Raw genomic sequence first — 15934 nt, 5'->3', positions numbered from 1 at the left:
TTGTTGCAGGGAGCGAGAGCATTTTCAGTGGTCCAACGCAGTGCCTTCGGACGCTGTTTTCATGAGCAGTTCAACCAAACCAGCGACATCGGCGCGTTCGGCCTTGGCAGACAGCATGAAGGCGCAATAGGGTTGGCCGAGGCGCACTGAAACCGAGGACACAGCAATCAATCGGCCTGCCTCCAAATCCGCCTGGGCCATCGTCCTCTGGCCAAGTGCGACCCCCAGCCCTAGCCTTGCCGCCGATATCGCCAGGCTGGACAGGCCGACGCGGCGGCCATGCGAAGGGTCCGGTGCACGACTGCTACCTGCCGCCGCGAACCAGTCCGCCCAGCTTGGATGCGAGGCGTAGTTCGGCCCCCAGTTGGTGTGGATGAACTGGCTCTCATGCATATCCGCCAGCACGTTGCCGTGGCGCTTCAAAAAATCGGGCGACGCGACCGGTAACACCTCGTCATGCACGAGCCGCACCATGCGCAGCGCCGGATAGTGATAATCGCCATAGGAGATGCGCAGGTCGATGCTCTGGCGCATGACATCGACCGGATCGTCCTCGACGCGAATATCGATCGCCATCTGCGGGAAGCCGTCGAGCAGTTCCGCCAGCCGGGGCGCGAGCCACAATTCGGCCAGCGAGAACGGCACGCTGACGACGAGGCGGGGCCGTACACCGCCCTCCAGCATGCGCCGGCCAACCGCCGCTATATCGCCGAGCGCGCGGGCCGTTTGGGGATAGATGGCATGGCCGGCATCGGTCAACGTGATGCGGTTGCCCGTGCGCACGAAGAGCTGCTTGCCGAACCAGCTTTCGAGATTGCGTATCTGCTGGCTGACCGCGGCCGAGGAAACGCCGAGTTCAGTGGCGGCAAGCGTGAAGGAGCCGGAGCGTGCGGCGACCTCGAAGGCTCGCACGGCGTTTAAGGGCGGCAGCTTCTCCATATCGCTTCCTCAATATTTTCTTGGGCAACCCTAATAATTTTCCGCGTTGAGAGAAAGATTTTTTTGTCGTCTTCTGCTTTCGAAACCGGAGCATTTGACCATGAAAGACATTCTCGATCTCGACAGCTATCCGCTCGACCGCGAGGGCAGCCCTGAATGGCAGCGTCTGGTGGACGCCTCCGTCGCCGCGCTCGAAGCCGACGGCATGTTCAATCTCGAAGGGTTCTTGCGCCCTGGCGTCGCCGAGAAGGCGGTCGGCGAAATCCAGCCGGTGATGGCGGCGGGCTCGCATGTGCACAAGCGTATGCACAACATCTACTTCAAGCCTGACCTTCCCGAACTCGCCCCGGATCACCCTGCCCTGCGCAAGGTCGAGACCATCAGCCACACGGTGTGCGCCGACCAGATTCCGGGCAGCACGGTGCTCGCCATCTATGAATATGAGCCGCTGCTGCGCTTTCTGGCGGCGGCGATGGGCAAGGCCAGGCTGCATGTCATGCAGGACCCGCTGGCGCGCACCAATGTCATGGCCTACCGCGCTGGCGAAGCGCTGAACTGGCATTTCGATCGTTCGGAATTCACCACGACGCTCTTGCTGCAGGCGCCGGAGCGTGGCGGCGACTTTGAATACCGCACCGATCTGCGGTCGGACGACAACCCCAACTATGACGGCGTCGCAAAGCTGCTCGAAGGGCGCGATCCCGAGGCCAAGATCCTGCGCCTGAAGCCGGGCACGCTGAACGTCTTCCGCGGCAAGAACACCGCGCATCGCGTCACCACCGTCCAGGGTGAACGCGAGCGGATGATCGCGGTGTTTTCCTACTATGAGAAGCCGGGCGTGATGTTCAGCCCGGAGGAGCGGGTCGGCTTCTACGGCAGAGCGGCCTGAGGCCGAGAGGCTGACACGCCACCCGCCTACAAGAATCCTGAAACGGCCTCTTGTAGGATTGTCGACAATCTGCTTGTCTTGTTTCCGGCTCTCACTGGAGTGGCGACATGGCCAAGCTGGATTTCAGTCCGATCGCGGATACGACACGCCGGGCCGAGATCGTCGCGCTGCTCAGGCGCGCGATCCTGACCGGCCAGTTGGAACCTGGCCAAAAGCTCAACGAGCTGAGGATCGCCGAGCAGATGCGGGTCAGCCGTGCGCCGTTGCGCGAGGCGATGCGCGAGCTGGTGCAGGAAGGCATCCTGACCAGCATTCCCTATGCCGGCACCTTCGTCATCGATGTCATGGCCAAGGACATCGATGACGCCTATTCGCTGAACAAGGTGCTCGACGAGTTCGCCATCGAGCGGACCTGGAAGCTGCGCGACCAGCGCTTCTTCGACGAGCTCGACCGCCGCCACGACGCGGTGAAGCAGGCGACGCGCGCGCTTGACACCACCCGCCAGATCGAAACCGCGCTGCAACTGCACGGGCTGATTTACGAGTGGGCCGACAATTCGGTGCTGCTGGAAACCTGGCAGCGGCTGACCAGCCGGCTGCAAATGTATTTTGCCTTGCACCAGCGGGCACGCAACGAGCCGGTGCCGGCGGAAGATGTCCACGAGACCTATGTGCGGCTCCTAAAAGGCGCCGACATGCGCGCCGCCCAGCGCCATGCGCGCGAGCATATCGACCTCGATTTCGAGGAGCTGCTTGCTTATGCGCGTGGCCTCGAACAGCGGACATCGAAGGGCTGATGCTCCTCAACACCAAGCGACAGCGGACCAACACAAGTGCAGATCAAAACCATCAAGGCCTATCGTGTCGTGCAGCCCTTCGTGGACGGGCCCTACCGCATGTCGAAAGGGCGGGAGGCCGACTGCTTCGACGCGGTGATCGTCGCCATCACCTCCGACAGCGGCGTGACCGGCTGGGGCGAGATGGCGCCGCTCGGCAATTTCTACTCGGCCGCGTTTCCGGCGGGAACGCGCGCGGGCGTGGTGGAGATCGCGCCGCATCTGATCGGCCAGGACCCGCGTGGCCTCGCCGGCATCGGCCGGCTGATGGACACGGTGTTCAAGGGCCATCCCTACATCAAGTCGGCGCTCGACATGGCCTGCTGGGACCTGGCCGCGCGCGCCGCCGACGTGCCGCTGGTGACCATGCTCGGCGGCCGCGAGAGCGACATGGCGGAGACCTACCGCGTCGTCACCCACGGCACGCTCGACCAGATGTCGGCGCTGGCCAAACGGATCATCGCCGAGGGCTGCCGGCGCCTGCAGGTCAAGGTCGGCGGCAATGTGCATGACGACATCGAGCGGGTGACGGCAGTCGCTTCGGCTGTGCCGAAAGGCACTGTCATTTTCTGCGACGCCAATGCCGGCTGGACATCCTATCAGGCGCGCCAGTTCGCCGACGCCACGCGCGGCATCGACTACACGTTCGAGCAGCCCTGCACGACGATCGAGGAGAACATGTCGGTGCGCCGCATGCTCGACAAGCCGATGGTGCTGGATGAATCCGTCATCTCGCTGGAAGCGATGCTGGAGATTCACCGCCTGGGCGCCGCCGACGGGCTGACGCTGAAAATCTCGCGGCTTGGCGGCGTGACCAGGACAAGGCAGATTCGCGACGTCGCCGTCGATCTCGGCTTCATGATCACCGTCGAGGACACCGGCGGCGCCGAGATCGACACAGCGGCCATGGCGCATCTGTCGCTGTCGACGCCGGCGGAACGCCGGCTGCACGCCATTGCCTTCCACGAATGGGTGACGGTGCGCACGGCCAGGAACGCCCCACCGGTCACCGGCAGCCATATGGGCATTCCCGACGGGCCCGGCCTCGGCATCGATGTCGATCCAAGCCTGCTTGGCAAACCATTCTTCGAGATCGGCTGAGATGAAGATCAAGCGCGTCAAGGCGACGCCGATCAATTACCGGCTCGAAGCGCCTTACGTCTGGGTGTTCGGCGAACTCGACGGGTTCTCGCCGACGATCGTCGAGGTCGAGACGGAGGACGGACTGGTCGGCATCGGCGAGGCGCCGACGCCGGCCGCCGCAGCCGTCATCAACGATGTGCTGGCGCCACGGCTTGTCGGCCGCGACGCTTTCGACATCGCCGGCGCCGAGGAAGTCTGCCTGCCCTTCTGGAGCGGCGTGCAATCGATCAACGACCGCACCCGCATCATGGCTTTCGGCGCCATCGAGGTGGCGCTGTGGGATCTGCGCGGCAAGGCGTGGAAGCAGCCGCTGTACCAATTGCTCGGCGGCGCCGCGCGCAAGGACATTCCCTTCACCGACTATTTTTCGCTGCGCGGCGATGGCGCCAAGGTGAAGGGCGAGAAAACGCCGGAGGAAGTCGCCGACTATTGCGTCGAACTCAACGAGCGTTTCGGCACCACCTTCTTCGAAGGCAAGTTCTCGACGGCTGATCCGAAAGTCTCGCTTCGAATGGTCGAGCTGATCCGCAAAAAGCTCGGCGACGATGTGATGATCCGCATCGATTCCAACCAGGCCTATTCGTTGGCCACGGCCCGGCAACTGGCGCGGCCGCTGGAAGAGCTTGGCGTGCGCAACTGGGAGGACCCGGTGGCGAGCATCGAAGAGATGCGCGAGTTACGTCGCCACACCTCGATCCCGTTCTCGACCCACAATATCGACATTGCCCGCGCCATGGCGCTGAAGGTGCCCGACGCCTTCGTCGGCAATCCGACCGCGCATGGCGGCATCGGCCGCATGCAGCGCTTTGTCGGCGCCTGCGAGCACGCCGGCATCGACTACTGGTGCTACAGCGGCGATACCGGCGTCGGCAGCGCAGTCTACCTGCATCTGTGCGCGGCACTGGGCTGGATCCGGGAGCCAAACCAGTCGCTGTTTCGCATGCAGCCCACTGATATTATTGAGGAAGGGCCGTTTTCGCCCCGGAATAATGTCGTGCCGGTGCCGGAAGGTCACGGCCTCGGCGTCACGCTGTCGCAGGACAGGCTTGTCGCCTGCCATCGCGACTTTATCGAGAACGGGCCGTGCAACAAATACCACGATCCGGAAAGACCCGGCACCTATCGCCGGCTGCCGCTTAACTAGCCGTTTTCGGTCCGCAATTGCATCAGAACAACGAGGAGTGATCACACAAGCCGACAAGAGACGGATACAACAAGAGAAGCCTGCAGCTGTGACAACGACACAGGCGCGCGGGACGAGCGGGTAAAAAGCAGATGCCTCGCAAAATCCGGTCCCTCCTCACTATGGACCGGATGGACCGCGGAAAATCGCATGTTACAGTTCCGGTCGAAAGACTTCGTTGACGGCCGGGATAAGGAGAACTCCACGGAATTTCGTCAGCCATAACCCACCAGCCAACGACAAGAACACAGGGGAAAGGGTAGAACCCATGATCAAGAATTACCGCCTTCTCGACCTCATCCGGCGCCAGCGCACGCCGCTCGAAAACCACCTGATCGACGGGCTCGTCGACGGCCGGGTCAGCCGCCGCGAGTTCATTCGTCATGGCAGCCTGCTTGGCCTGTCGCTGCCGCTGCTTGGCGGCATCACCACAGCGGCCGGGTTCGGCGGCATGCCGTCGCTCGCCCGCGCCCAAGGCGCGCCGGGCGCCACCATTCGCGTCGCCAGCAGCGTGCCCGCCGCGGCCATCGACCCGGTGACCATTGCCGACGCCGGCGGCCTGCTGGTGATGCAGCAGGTGGCCGAATTCCTCTGCGTCGATGGCCCCGATCTGGTGCTGCAGCCTGCACTGGCCGAAAGCTGGAAGCCGAACGCCGACGGCACGGTCTGGACGTTCACGCTGCGCAAGGGCGTGAAATTCCACTCGGGCGGCGAGATGAAGGCCGACGACGTGGTGGCCAGCATCGACCGCCTCGCCGATCCGGCCAATTCGTCCAACGCGCTGTCGGTGTTCAACGGCATCTTGAAGAAGGGCGCTTCGAAGAAAATCGACGACTACACAGTCGAATTCCACCTCGACGCGCCGAACGGCAACTTCCCCTACATGCTGTCATCGGACAACTACAACGCCGTCATTGTGCCGGCCAGCTACAAGGGCGACTACGAAAAGAGCTTCGACGGCACCGGGCCGTTCAAGATCGAGAAATACACGCCGAAGGTCGGCGCTTCCTTCGTCCGCAACGAAGACTATTGGGGCCCGAAGGCCCTGCCGGAGCGCACCGAATTCACCTTCTTCACCGATGTGCAGCCGATGATCCTGGCGTTGCAGGGCGGACAGGTCGACATCATCAACCAGATGCCGGTGCTGTCGGGCGTAGCGCTGCTCAACGACCCGAGCGTCGACATCATCAGCCTGAAGTCGTCGGCGCATCAGCAATTGCATATGCGTTGCGACGACGGCCCGTTGAAGGACGCCCGCGTGCGCCGCGCCATCGCGCTGTGCCTCGATCGCGAAAAGCTGGCCGCCGGCCTGATGAAGGGACGCTCCGCCCTTGGCAATGACAGCCCGTTCGCCGCTGTCTATCCCTCGACCGACACCAGCGTGCCGCAGCGCAAGCAGGATATCGCGCAGGCCAAGCAGCTGATGGAAGCTGCCGGCGTCGGCTCCGGCTTCAAGGTAACGCTGACCACCGAGCGCTATCTCGAAATCCCCGAATACGCGCAGCTGATCCAGAACTGGGTCAAGGAGATCGGCGTCGAGCTCGAGCTCAACATCCTCGACCAGGGTGGCTATTACGGCGATGCGGTGTTCGGCAAATCGAACTGGCTGGATTCGGTGATGGGCATCACCGATTACGGACACCGCGGCGTGCCGAACGTCTACCTGGCGGCTCCGCTGAAGAGCGAAGGCACCTGGAACGCTGCGCACTTCAAGAACAAGGACTACGATGCGCTGGCGACCAGCTACATCGCGGCCCTCGACCTCGAAGCGCAGAAGGCGGATGCCGGCAAGATCCAGAAGCTGCTGCTCGAGGAAACGCCTGTCATCTTCGGCTATTTCTACGACTATCTGACGGCGACGGCGAAAGGCGTGACCGGCGTGCAGCCGACAGCCATGTCGCAGCTGTTCCTCGAAAAAGCATCGAAGGCCTGAACGGAAGGAGAGTAGCCGATTCCGCAACCGCCAGCCCCACGATGGGGCTGGCCGTTGCGGGACGACCTATCATTGTCGCGTCTTAAGGAGTCCGAGACCCTGCTCACCACCATGCATTGGGGGACATACGAAGTCAGCGCCGAGAACGGTAGGCTCGTCGGCGTCGAACCATGGAGCGGCGACCCCGATCCATCGCCGATCGGCAGGTCCATGCTCGGCACGGTACAGGGAGACCTGCGCGTTGCCCGCCCCGCCATCAGGCGTGGCTGGCTGGAGGGAGACAGGTCCGACGCCTTTGGCAGGCGCGGCGGCGAAGCCTTTGTCGAAGTCCCCTGGGAAATCGCACTGGACATCGTGGCGGCCGAACTGGACCGGGTTCGCCTGACGCATGGTAACACGGCAATCTATGCGGGGTCGTACGGATGGGCGAGCGCGGGGCGGTTCCACCATGCCCAAAGCCAGGTCCACCGCTTCCTCAACACGATCGGCGGCTATACAAGCTCGGTGCTGAGCTATTCCTATGGTGCGGCCGAGATCATCCTGCCGCATGTGCTTGGCGGGACCGACGGCCTAACGGGCAATCATTCCACCTGGGACGGCATCGAACGGCATAGCGAACTGATCGTCGCCTTTGGCGGCCTGCCCTGGCGCAACGCGCAGATACAGGGGGGCGGCGCCGCGCGCCACGAGGCGGCGGCCGCCTTGCGCAAAGCCGTCGGCAACGGCGCCAGGCTCATCAATGTTTCGCCCGTGCGCGATGACGCGCCGCGCGGCGTGGAAAGCGAATGGCTGCAGCTTCGACCGAACAGCGATGTCGCCCTGATGCTGGCTCTATGCCATGTCCTCATCAGCGAGGGCCGTCATGACGAGACATTTCTGGCGCGATATTGCACCGGCTTCGAGGTCGTACGGGCCTATGTCCTGGGAGAAACCGATGGCCAGCCGAAGACCCCGACCTGGGCTGCCGCTCTGAGCGGCGTGGCCGAGGAGAAGATGATCGCGCTGGCCAGGGAGATGGCCGCCAAGCGCACAATGGTGATGGTCAGCTGGTCGCTGCAGCGCGCCGACCATGGCGAGCAGCCATACTGGGCGGCGATCACGCTTGCCGCCCTGCTCGGCCAGATCGGCTTGCCGGGCGGCGGGTTCGGCTTCGGTTATTCATCCACAAACGGCGCCGGACGACCGGAAATGGGATTTCGATGGCCATCCCTGCCGCAAGGCAAGAACAAGGTACCGGACTTTATCCCCGTGGCGCGCGTAGCCGACATGCTACTCAATCCGGGAGGAGCGTTCGACTTCAACGGCGCCGCACTGTCCTATCCCGACATCAGGCTCGTCTACTGGGCCGGCGGCAATCCGTTCCATCATCATCAGGATCTGAACCGTCTCGTCGATGCCTGGCAACGGCCTGAGACAATCGTCGTCCACGAGCCGTTCTGGACGGCGACGGCGCGCCGCGCCGACATCGTGCTGCCGGTCACGACGCCGCTGGAGAGGAACGATCTCGCCTTTTCGAACCGCGAAAACCTGATCGTGGCAATGAAGCAGGCGATCGATCCGGTGGAAGAGGCGCGCGACGACTATCGAATCTTTGCCGGCCTGGCGGCACGACTTGGCGTGCGCCAGGCATTCACCGAAGGGCGCGATGCCGAAGAGTGGATCCGCCTGCTCTATGACCAGGCCAGGGACAATGCGGGGGCCGCCGGCGTCGATATGCCGCCGTTCGAGCGCTTCTGGCAGGACGGCCACGCCGAGCTTGCCCGGCAGGTCACTTCCCAGACACTGCTTGGCGCCTTCCGCGCCGATCCGGATCGTCACCGGCTGGCGACCCCGTCGGGCCGCATAGAGCTGTTTTCGCAGACGATCGATGGCTTCGGCTACGACGATTGCCCCGGCCATGCCGCATGGCGCGAGCCACGGGAATGGCTTGGCAGCAGCCTTGCCGGGCGGTTCCCGCTGCATCTGTTGTCGCCGCAACCCGCCGACAAGCTGCACAGCCAATACGACCATGGCTCGGTCAGCCGCGCGGGCAAGGTCTCGGGCCGCGCGCCGTTATGGATCAACCGAACCGACGCCACCGCACGCGGCATCCTGGACGGAGAGATCGTCCACGTCTTCAACGATCGCGGATCGTGCCTGGCCGGGGCAATCCTGACCGACGGGTTGATCCCCGGCGTCGTGCAACTGCCGACCGGCGCATGGTTCGACCCCGTCGAACCCGGGCAATCGCCCAGCCTGGAAAAGCACGGCAATCCGAATGTGCTGACGGCGGACCGGGGCACGTCGCGCCTTGCCCAGTCGCCGACCTGTAATTCGACGCTGGTCCAGGTGTCGCGATTTGCAGGCGCCGTTCCGCCGGTGACGGCGTTCGACCCGCCTGTCATACTGAATTTATCCGACGTCCCCGGCATGGCCGGCCTTTCATAGGAGTCGATGCCATTCTCTCCTTCCTCGCCCGGCGTGTGTCGTTGTCGCTCGTCACGCTGTTCCTGCTCTCGATCATGGTGTTTCTGGGCGGCCAGGTGCTGCCCGGAAATGTCGGGCGCGCCATATTGGGGCCGTTTGCCGATCAGCGCGCCGTCGACGCGCTGAACCACACGCTCGGCGTCGACCGTCCGCTGCTCACCCAATATGGCAGCTGGATCTGGAATTTCATCCAGGGCGACATGGGCACGTCCTACATCTTCCGCTCGCCGGTGGCGCCGTTCGTGCTGGATGCGCTCGTCAATTCGATGAAGCTGGCCGCGGTCGCCTTCGTGCTGGTGGTGCCGATCGGCATTCTCGGCGGCGTGATTGCCGCGCTCAACCTCAACCGGCCGCTCGACCGCATCATCAGCCTTGGCGGCTTGTCGGTGACGGTGCTGCCGGAATTCGTCACCGGCATCATCCTGATCCTGATCTTCGGCGTGTGGCTGCGCTGGCTGCCGATCTCGGCGGCATGGCCGAAGGACGCCGGCTTCTTCACCCAGCTCTATTACCTGATCCTGCCGTCGCTGCCGCTGTTTTTGGTGCTGTTCGGCTACATCGCCCGCATGGCGCGCTCCGGCATGATCGAGGCGCTCGATTCCGACTATACGCGCACCGCGGTGCTCAAGGGCTTGCCGTGGCGAACGGTGATCTGGCGCCATGTGCTGCGCAATGCGCTGCTGCCGACCATCACCGTGATTGCGACGCAGACCGGCTATCTCATCGGCGGCCTCGTCGTCATCGAAACGCTGTTTCGCTACCAGGGCATCGGCTCGCTGATCTTCACCGCCGCGCGCGGCAAGGATTTCCCGATCCTCGAGGCCGGCATCCTGACCATCGGCATCGTCTATGCGGTGGCGACCCTTGCCGCCGACTTTCTCTATTCCGTGCTCAATCCGCGAATCCGGCTGGGGACAGATTGATGAGCGCCACCGAAACCGTCCCGGCTCCCGACACCGCCCCCCGGCGCGGCCCCTGGGCCGAGGTGTTCTTCTCGCTGCTGCGGTCGCCGACTTTTCTCGTCGGCCTCGGCATCGTCTTGTTCTGGGTCGCCTGCGCGCTGTTCGGGGAGCATTTCGCGCCCTATGACCCGCTTGCCGACGACATCATCAACGCGCTGGCGCCGCCTTCGGGCGAGCACTGGTTCGGCACCGACCAGATCGGGCGCGACGTCTTCTCGCGCGTCATCGTCGGCTCGCGTGACATCCTGACGGTGGCGCCGCTGGCGACGTTGCTGGCGACCGTGGCAGGCACCGCGCTCGGCCTGTTCACCGGCTATTTCCGGGGGATAGTCGATGACATCGTCAGCCGCATCCTCGAAGCCTTCATGGCGATCCCAGTCGTCATCGTCGCCCTGTTGGCAATCGTCGCGCTCGGCACCTCGAAGGCAACGGTGATCGTCGTCATCGGATTGAGCTTCGCGCCGATCATCGCCCGCACAGTGCGCTCCGCCGTGCTGGCCGAACGCGAGCTCGACTATGTCGCCGCCGCCCAGCTCAGGCATGAGAGCGCGCTGCATACGATGTTCGTCGAGATCCTGCCCAACGTCATCCCTCCGATCCTTGTCGAGACCACTGTGCGGCTCGGCTATGCGATCTTTGCCGTCGCCACGCTGTCCTTCATGGGCTTCGGTATCCAGCCGCCCTCGCCCGACTGGGGCCTGTCGATCTCCTCGAATTACGGCATGATCGGCGGCGGCTTCTGGTGGACAGTGCTGTTCGACGCGCTCGCCATCGCCTCGCTGGTGATCGGCGTCAATCTGGCAGCCGACGGCGTTCAGGGGGCGCTCAATGACTGAGAAAGCCGCCAACGCTCTGGAACTCCGCGACCTCTCGGTCGCCTATCGCGTCAATGGTCGCAACCGGGCGGTGTTGCGCAATCTCAGCCTCACCATCGGCCAGGGCGAAGCCTATGGGCTGGTCGGTGAATCCGGCTGCGGCAAGTCCACCGTGGCACTGACCGTCGTGCGTTATCTCCCGCGCAATGGCTCGATCACCGGCGGCGCGATTTCGCTCGACGGCCAGGATGTCATGAAGCTCGACGCGGAAGCCTTGCGGCGTGCCCGCGCCGACAGCGTGTCGATGGTCTATCAGGACCCCGGCAAGGCGCTGAACCCATCGCTGCGCATCGGCCGCCAGCTGACCGAGATTTTCGAGCTGGGCGGTGTCTCGGGACAAGCGGCGGAAGAGCGCGCCATCGCCATGCTGAACCGCGTGCGCATTTCCGATCCGAAGAGCGTCATGCAGCGCTACCCGCACCAGCTTTCAGGCGGCATGCAGCAGCGCGTCGCGATTGCCATGGCGCTGGCCAACGATCCGACCATGCTGATCCTCGACGAGCCAACGACCGGCCTCGACGCGACGGTCGAAGCCGAGGTGCTCGACCTGATCGCGCAGCTCAGGCAAGAACTGTCGGCCTCGATCCTGTTCATCAGCCACAACCTCGCCGTCGTCTCCAACATGTGCGACCGGGTCGGCGTGCTCTATGCCGGCATGCTGGTCGAGGAAGGGCCGACGGATCGGGTGTTCAGCGATCCGCGCCATCCCTACACCGTGGCGCTTCTCCGCTGCCTGCCGCGCGGCGGCCAGCGCAAGGACCATGGCCGCCTCGACACCATTCCGGGTTTCCTGCCCGGCATCGGCGTCACGATAAAGGGCTGCGCCTTCGCCGACCGCTGCGCGCTCGCCACCGACCGCTGCCGCACCGAATTGCCGCCGCTCTATGAACTTGACGATGGCCATGGGGGCGTCCGGCTGTCGCGATGCCACTATCACGAACAGGCACAGGCGCTGCCACGCGCGACGCCGAGCGATGTCGCTGCCCCTGCCCGCAAGGAGGCGCCGGCTGTGCTGCGCGTCGACGGTTTGAACAAGACCTATGCCAGCCACGGCCATGCGCTGCGGGCGGTGAAGGATGTCTCCGTCAGCCTGCGGCCTGGCGAGACACTTGGCCTGGTCGGCGAATCCGGCAGCGGCAAGACGACGTTCGCCCGGTTGCTGCTCGGCCTCGTGCCACCGGATGAAGGCGGCACCATCGAGCTCGAGGGCAAGGCGTTGGCGCCACGGCTGCAGAACCGCAGCGACGACCAGATCAAGGCGATGCAGATCGTCTTCCAAAACCCGGATTCGGCGCTCAATCGTTCGCATTCGATCCGCCATCTGATCAGCCGGGCGCTGAAGCGGCTGGCGGGCCTGAAGGGTGCCGCGCTGCAGGCCCGGCTCGAAGAGCTGGTGCGCTCGGTGCGGCTGACCGACCGCCACCTCGCCGTCAAGCCGCGCCAGCTCTCAGGCGGGCTGAAGCAGCGCGTCGCCATTGCGCGCGCCTTCGCCGGCGAGCCGCGCATCGTCGTCTGCGACGAGCCGACCTCGGCGCTCGATGTCTCGGTGCAGGCGGCGATCCTCAACCTGCTCGCCGATCTGCAATCGAAGGAAGATGTCAGCTACATCTTCATCTCGCACGACCTTGGCGTGGTGCGTTACCTCTCCGACAAGATCGCGGTGCTCTATCTCGGCCGCATCATGGAGCTCGGGCCGTCCGAAAACGTCTTTGCCGGCCCGCATCACCCCTATACCGAAGCGCTGCTGTCGGCGGTTCCAAAACTCGACCAGACCGAGACGGCGCGCATTCGCCTCGACGGCGAAATCCCCAGCGCCACCAATCCGCCTTCGGGCTGCGTCTTCCACACACGCTGCCCGCGCAAGATCGGCGCGATCTGCGAGGAGCAGGAACCGCCGCTGGCCGAGGCGCAGCCGGGCCATTCGATCCGTTGCCACATTCCCTATGCGGAACTGGCAAGGCTGCAGGCGCCGAAGCAACCAGTGCCTGCCTGAGGTTGGTCAGCCCCGATAGCTATCGGCCATGCTGAAGACACGGTCGCCTTCGGCAAAGCCCTCGGCAGGCGTCCAGTCGCTGGCCAACGCCCGCAATCCGTCGAGGGCGACATTGAGCGTTTCCGACGAGATCGGGTTGGCGGGATAGGCGAGATAGATCGGCCGCTGGAACACCGGCGCATCCTCGATACGGCGCATCTCGCCGCGCTCGATATGACCGCTGACGGCGCTGAGCGGCAGGTAGGCCGCGGCCTGCTGCGACAGCACGTGCTGCAGCCCGATGAACACCAGTCCGGCCGATATGGCCGGCTTGACCGTGCCGGCAAAGGCGCGGTCGTGCTCGATGCGAAACTCCAGCCCCCAGTCCATGAAAATGTAATTCTCGGTCCATGGCCTGGTCTGCCCGGCATGCTGGACGAGCACGACCTGATCGACGGCCAGCGTCTCATAGACGACGCCGGGATGCGGCCGCGGCAAATAGAGGATGCAGATGTCGAGCAGGCCTTCCGCCAATTGGTCGATCGCCTGGTCGGGGAAACTGCCTTCGAGCCGGAGCGCAACGTTTGGCCGCCTTTCGCGCATCCAGGCGATCCAGGACGAGGTGATGCGGTCCCAGAGATAGGCGGGTGCTGTGAGCCGCAGAAGCGTCTCATAGCCATCGGGAACCGCGATGTCCTGCCGCGATTGCTCCCAGGTGCGGGTGATCGTGGAGGCGTGCGGCAGGAACTGGCGGCCGGCTGGCGTCAGCGTGACGCCGTCGCGGTCGCGGACGAAAAGCCGGCGCCCCAATTGCTCCTCCAGGCCCCTGATCCGCGCGCTTACCGTGGACTGTGCGAGGTTCAGCCGGCTGGCGGCGACGGTGAAGCTGCCATGGGTGGCAACCTCGAGAAAACTGCGCAGATTCTCAGTGTCCATGATTTGGCTCCGCCATCGAAAATTTCGATGGCCGCCATCAAAAAATATCGCTTTCCGGTCGGGGTCAACAGTGAACTATTTGGCGCAGCCCCCGCGAAAACAGGAATGCCGCCCATGCTGAAGCATTTCCAGACGATTGATGCCGCCCGCAAGACTCTGAGCGCCATCGAAAATTCCGCTGTCGACGAATTGCTGGCCGGTCGCATCGGCCGGCGCGATTTCCTCAGGCATGGCAGCATGCTCGGCCTGTCGCTGCCGTTTCTCGGCAGCCTGGTTGCCGCTGCCGGCTTCGGCACCCAGCCGGCCCGCGCCGAAGGTAAGCCCGGCGGCACGGTGCGCGCCGGCATCGCCACGCCGGGCGGCGCCATCGACCCTGTCACCTATTATGACAGCGGCAGCTACCAGCTGGTGTTCCAGACCGCCGAATTTCTCTGCGTCACCCAACCGGACCTGACCCTGAAGCCGGTGCTGGCGGAAAGCTGGGCGCCGAACGAGGACGGCAGCGTGTGGACCTTCAAGCTGCGCAAGGGCGTCAAATTCCACAATGGCGAGGACTTCAAGGCCGACGACGTCGTCGCCACCTTCGACCGGCTTGCCGATCCCGCCGGCGCCTCCAACGCGCTGTCGGTGTTCAGGGGCCTGCTGTCGAAAGGCGGCACCCAGAAGGTCGACGACCACACCGTCGCCTTCCATCTCGATGCGCCGAACGGCAGCTTTCCCTATTCGGTGTCAATCGACAATTACAACGCCGTCATCCTGCCGGCGAGCTACAAGGGCGACTACGAAAAGACCTTCGAAGGCACCGGCCCGTTCCGGCTGGAAAGCTATACGCCAAAGGTTGGCGCCACCTTCATCCGCAATCCCGACTATTGGGGCGAGAAGGCGCTGCCCGACCGGCTCGAATTCAAGTTCTACGGCGACGTGCAACCGCGCATCCTGGCGTTGCAGGCCGGCGAGGTCGACCTGCTCGACGCCGTGCCGCTGGATGTCAGCCAGGTGGTGCTGAACAGCCCCGATATCACTGTGCTGCGCGTCGCCTCGACCGCGCATCGCCAGTTGCACATGCGCTGCGACATGGCGCCGTTCACCGACAAGCGCGTGCGCCAGGCGCTGGCACTCAGCATCGACCGCTCGAAACTGGTCGACGGGCTTTGCCGCGGCATGGCGGCGACCGGCAATGACAGCCCATTCGCGCCGGCCTTCCCGGCCACCGACAAATCGATCCCGCAGCGTGCGCAGGACATCGCCAAGGCCAAGCAGCTGATGGAAGCGGCGGGGCTGGCCGGCGGCTTCGACATCACGCTGACGACGCTGCGCTATTCCGATATTCCCGGCTACGCGCAATTGTTTCAGAATTTTGCCAAGGAGATCGGCGCCCGCATCGCGCTCAACATCGAGGACCAGGACAAATATTACGGCAAGGCGGTGTTCGGCCAGTCGGACTGGCTGGACAGCCCGCTCGGCATCACCGACTACGCCCATCGCAGCGTGCCGAACGTCTTCCTGAAGAGCCCGCTGGTCAGCGACGGCCCTTGGAACGCGGCGCATTTCAAGAACACCGCCTATGACGGCATGGTCACTTCCTATCTGAAGGCGCTCGACATCGGCGCGCAGCGGACTGCGGCCTCCGACATCCAGAAACTGCTGCTCGACGAGACGCCCGTCATCTTCAGCTATTTCCCCGACCTGTTGGTGCCGGTGCGCAAGAATGTCAGCGGCCTGCCGCCGATCGCCGCCGGGCTGCTGCTCGATCGCGTATCCCTGGGGTAGAGGATCCCGGACCGCTGCGTGGCGAAAAGC

Annotated in this window: 12 protein-coding genes; 10 read left to right on the top strand and 2 right to left on the bottom strand. The window is 64.4% G+C overall.

Annotation, left to right across the window (positions count from 1 at the left end):
• Positions 1-24: 24 nt before the first annotated feature.
• Positions 25-939, bottom strand: a complete 915-nt coding sequence (locus AC1DYC_RS29180; protein ID WP_477411143.1) for a LysR substrate-binding domain-containing protein — start codon at positions 937-939, stop codon at positions 25-27.
• Between the two features lie 100 nt (positions 940-1039).
• Here AC1DYC_RS29180 and AC1DYC_RS29175 point away from each other — a divergent pair, with 100 nt between their 5' ends.
• The 9 genes from AC1DYC_RS29175 (at position 1040) to AC1DYC_RS29135 (ending at position 13219) form a co-directional block, all read left to right on the top strand.
• The gene (locus AC1DYC_RS29175; protein WP_477411142.1) at positions 1040-1828 is read left to right on the top strand and encodes a HalD/BesD family halogenase; all 789 of its coding nucleotides are present in this window, start codon (positions 1040-1042) and stop codon (positions 1826-1828) included.
• Between the two features lie 107 nt (positions 1829-1935).
• Entirely contained in the window at positions 1936-2625 is a 690-nt protein-coding gene (locus tag AC1DYC_RS29170; protein WP_477411141.1) for a GntR family transcriptional regulator, read from the top strand.
• A 36-nt stretch (positions 2626-2661) separates the two neighbouring features.
• On the top strand, positions 2662-3765 hold the full coding sequence (locus AC1DYC_RS29165; RefSeq protein WP_477411140.1) for a mandelate racemase/muconate lactonizing enzyme family protein: 1104 nt from the start codon (positions 2662-2664) through the stop codon (positions 3763-3765).
• A gap of 1 nt (position 3766) precedes the next feature.
• Positions 3767-4951 carry a mandelate racemase/muconate lactonizing enzyme family protein gene (locus AC1DYC_RS29160; protein WP_477411139.1) on the top strand — a complete coding sequence of 395 codons (1185 nt, stop codon included), beginning with the start codon at positions 3767-3769 and terminating at the stop codon, positions 4949-4951.
• 307 nt (positions 4952-5258) lie between these two features.
• The gene (locus tag AC1DYC_RS29155) at positions 5259-6923 is read left to right on the top strand and encodes an ABC transporter substrate-binding protein (RefSeq protein WP_477411138.1); all 1665 of its coding nucleotides are present in this window, start codon (positions 5259-5261) and stop codon (positions 6921-6923) included.
• A gap of 111 nt (positions 6924-7034) precedes the next feature.
• Positions 7035-9350, top strand: coding sequence for a molybdopterin guanine dinucleotide-containing S/N-oxide reductase (locus AC1DYC_RS29150; RefSeq protein WP_477411181.1), 2316 nt, complete (start codon positions 7035-7037; stop codon positions 9348-9350).
• Positions 9351-9361: 11 nt separating this feature from the next.
• Positions 9362-10312 (top strand): ABC transporter permease, encoded by a 951-nt coding sequence (locus AC1DYC_RS29145; protein WP_477411180.1) that lies wholly within the window; start codon positions 9362-9364, stop codon positions 10310-10312.
• On the top strand, positions 10312-11187 hold the full coding sequence (locus tag AC1DYC_RS29140) for an ABC transporter permease (RefSeq protein ID WP_477411137.1): 876 nt from the start codon (positions 10312-10314) through the stop codon (positions 11185-11187). Before AC1DYC_RS29145 ends, AC1DYC_RS29140 begins: the two co-directional genes overlap by 1 nt.
• Positions 11180-13219 carry a dipeptide ABC transporter ATP-binding protein gene (locus AC1DYC_RS29135; protein WP_477411136.1) on the top strand — a complete coding sequence of 680 codons (2040 nt, stop codon included), beginning with the start codon at positions 11180-11182 and terminating at the stop codon, positions 13217-13219. Before AC1DYC_RS29140 ends, AC1DYC_RS29135 begins: the two co-directional genes overlap by 8 nt.
• 6 nt (positions 13220-13225) lie before the next feature.
• Here the strand turns inward: AC1DYC_RS29135 and AC1DYC_RS29130 are convergent, their stop codons facing one another.
• A complete protein-coding gene (locus AC1DYC_RS29130) occupies positions 13226-14134 on the bottom strand; it encodes a LysR family transcriptional regulator (RefSeq protein ID WP_477411135.1) in 909 nt (302 codons plus the stop codon).
• Positions 14135-14248: 114 nt separating this feature from the next.
• Between AC1DYC_RS29130 and AC1DYC_RS29125 the strand changes: the two genes are divergently transcribed.
• Complete coding sequence (locus tag AC1DYC_RS29125; RefSeq protein ID WP_477411134.1) at positions 14249-15904, top strand: ABC transporter substrate-binding protein; 1656 nt, start codon at positions 14249-14251, stop codon at positions 15902-15904.
• Positions 15905-15934 lie beyond the last annotated feature (30 nt).

It is taken from the genome of Mesorhizobium sp. P2_E7, from assembly GCF_056403855.1.
Note: the sequence above shows the minus strand (reverse complement) of the source record. Positions and strands in the feature narration are given on the sequence as shown.

Coding starts and splice junctions, on each gene's coding strand:
- AC1DYC_RS29180 (WP_477411143.1), bottom strand. CDS start 939: ATGGAGAAGCTGCCGCCCTTAAACGCCGTGCGAGCCTTCGAGGTCGCC.
- AC1DYC_RS29175 (WP_477411142.1), top strand. CDS start 1,040: ATGAAAGACATTCTCGATCTCGACAGCTATCCGCTCGACCGCGAGGGC.
- AC1DYC_RS29170 (WP_477411141.1), top strand. CDS start 1,936: ATGGCCAAGCTGGATTTCAGTCCGATCGCGGATACGACACGCCGGGCC.
- AC1DYC_RS29160 (WP_477411139.1), top strand. CDS start 3,767: ATGAAGATCAAGCGCGTCAAGGCGACGCCGATCAATTACCGGCTCGAA.
- AC1DYC_RS29155 (WP_477411138.1), top strand. CDS start 5,259: ATGATCAAGAATTACCGCCTTCTCGACCTCATCCGGCGCCAGCGCACG.
- AC1DYC_RS29150 (WP_477411181.1), top strand. CDS start 7,035: ATGCATTGGGGGACATACGAAGTCAGCGCCGAGAACGGTAGGCTCGTC.
- AC1DYC_RS29140 (WP_477411137.1), top strand. CDS start 10,312: ATGAGCGCCACCGAAACCGTCCCGGCTCCCGACACCGCCCCCCGGCGC.
- AC1DYC_RS29135 (WP_477411136.1), top strand. CDS start 11,180: ATGACTGAGAAAGCCGCCAACGCTCTGGAACTCCGCGACCTCTCGGTC.
- AC1DYC_RS29130 (WP_477411135.1), bottom strand. CDS start 14,134: ATGGACACTGAGAATCTGCGCAGTTTTCTCGAGGTTGCCACCCATGGC.
- AC1DYC_RS29125 (WP_477411134.1), top strand. CDS start 14,249: ATGCTGAAGCATTTCCAGACGATTGATGCCGCCCGCAAGACTCTGAGC.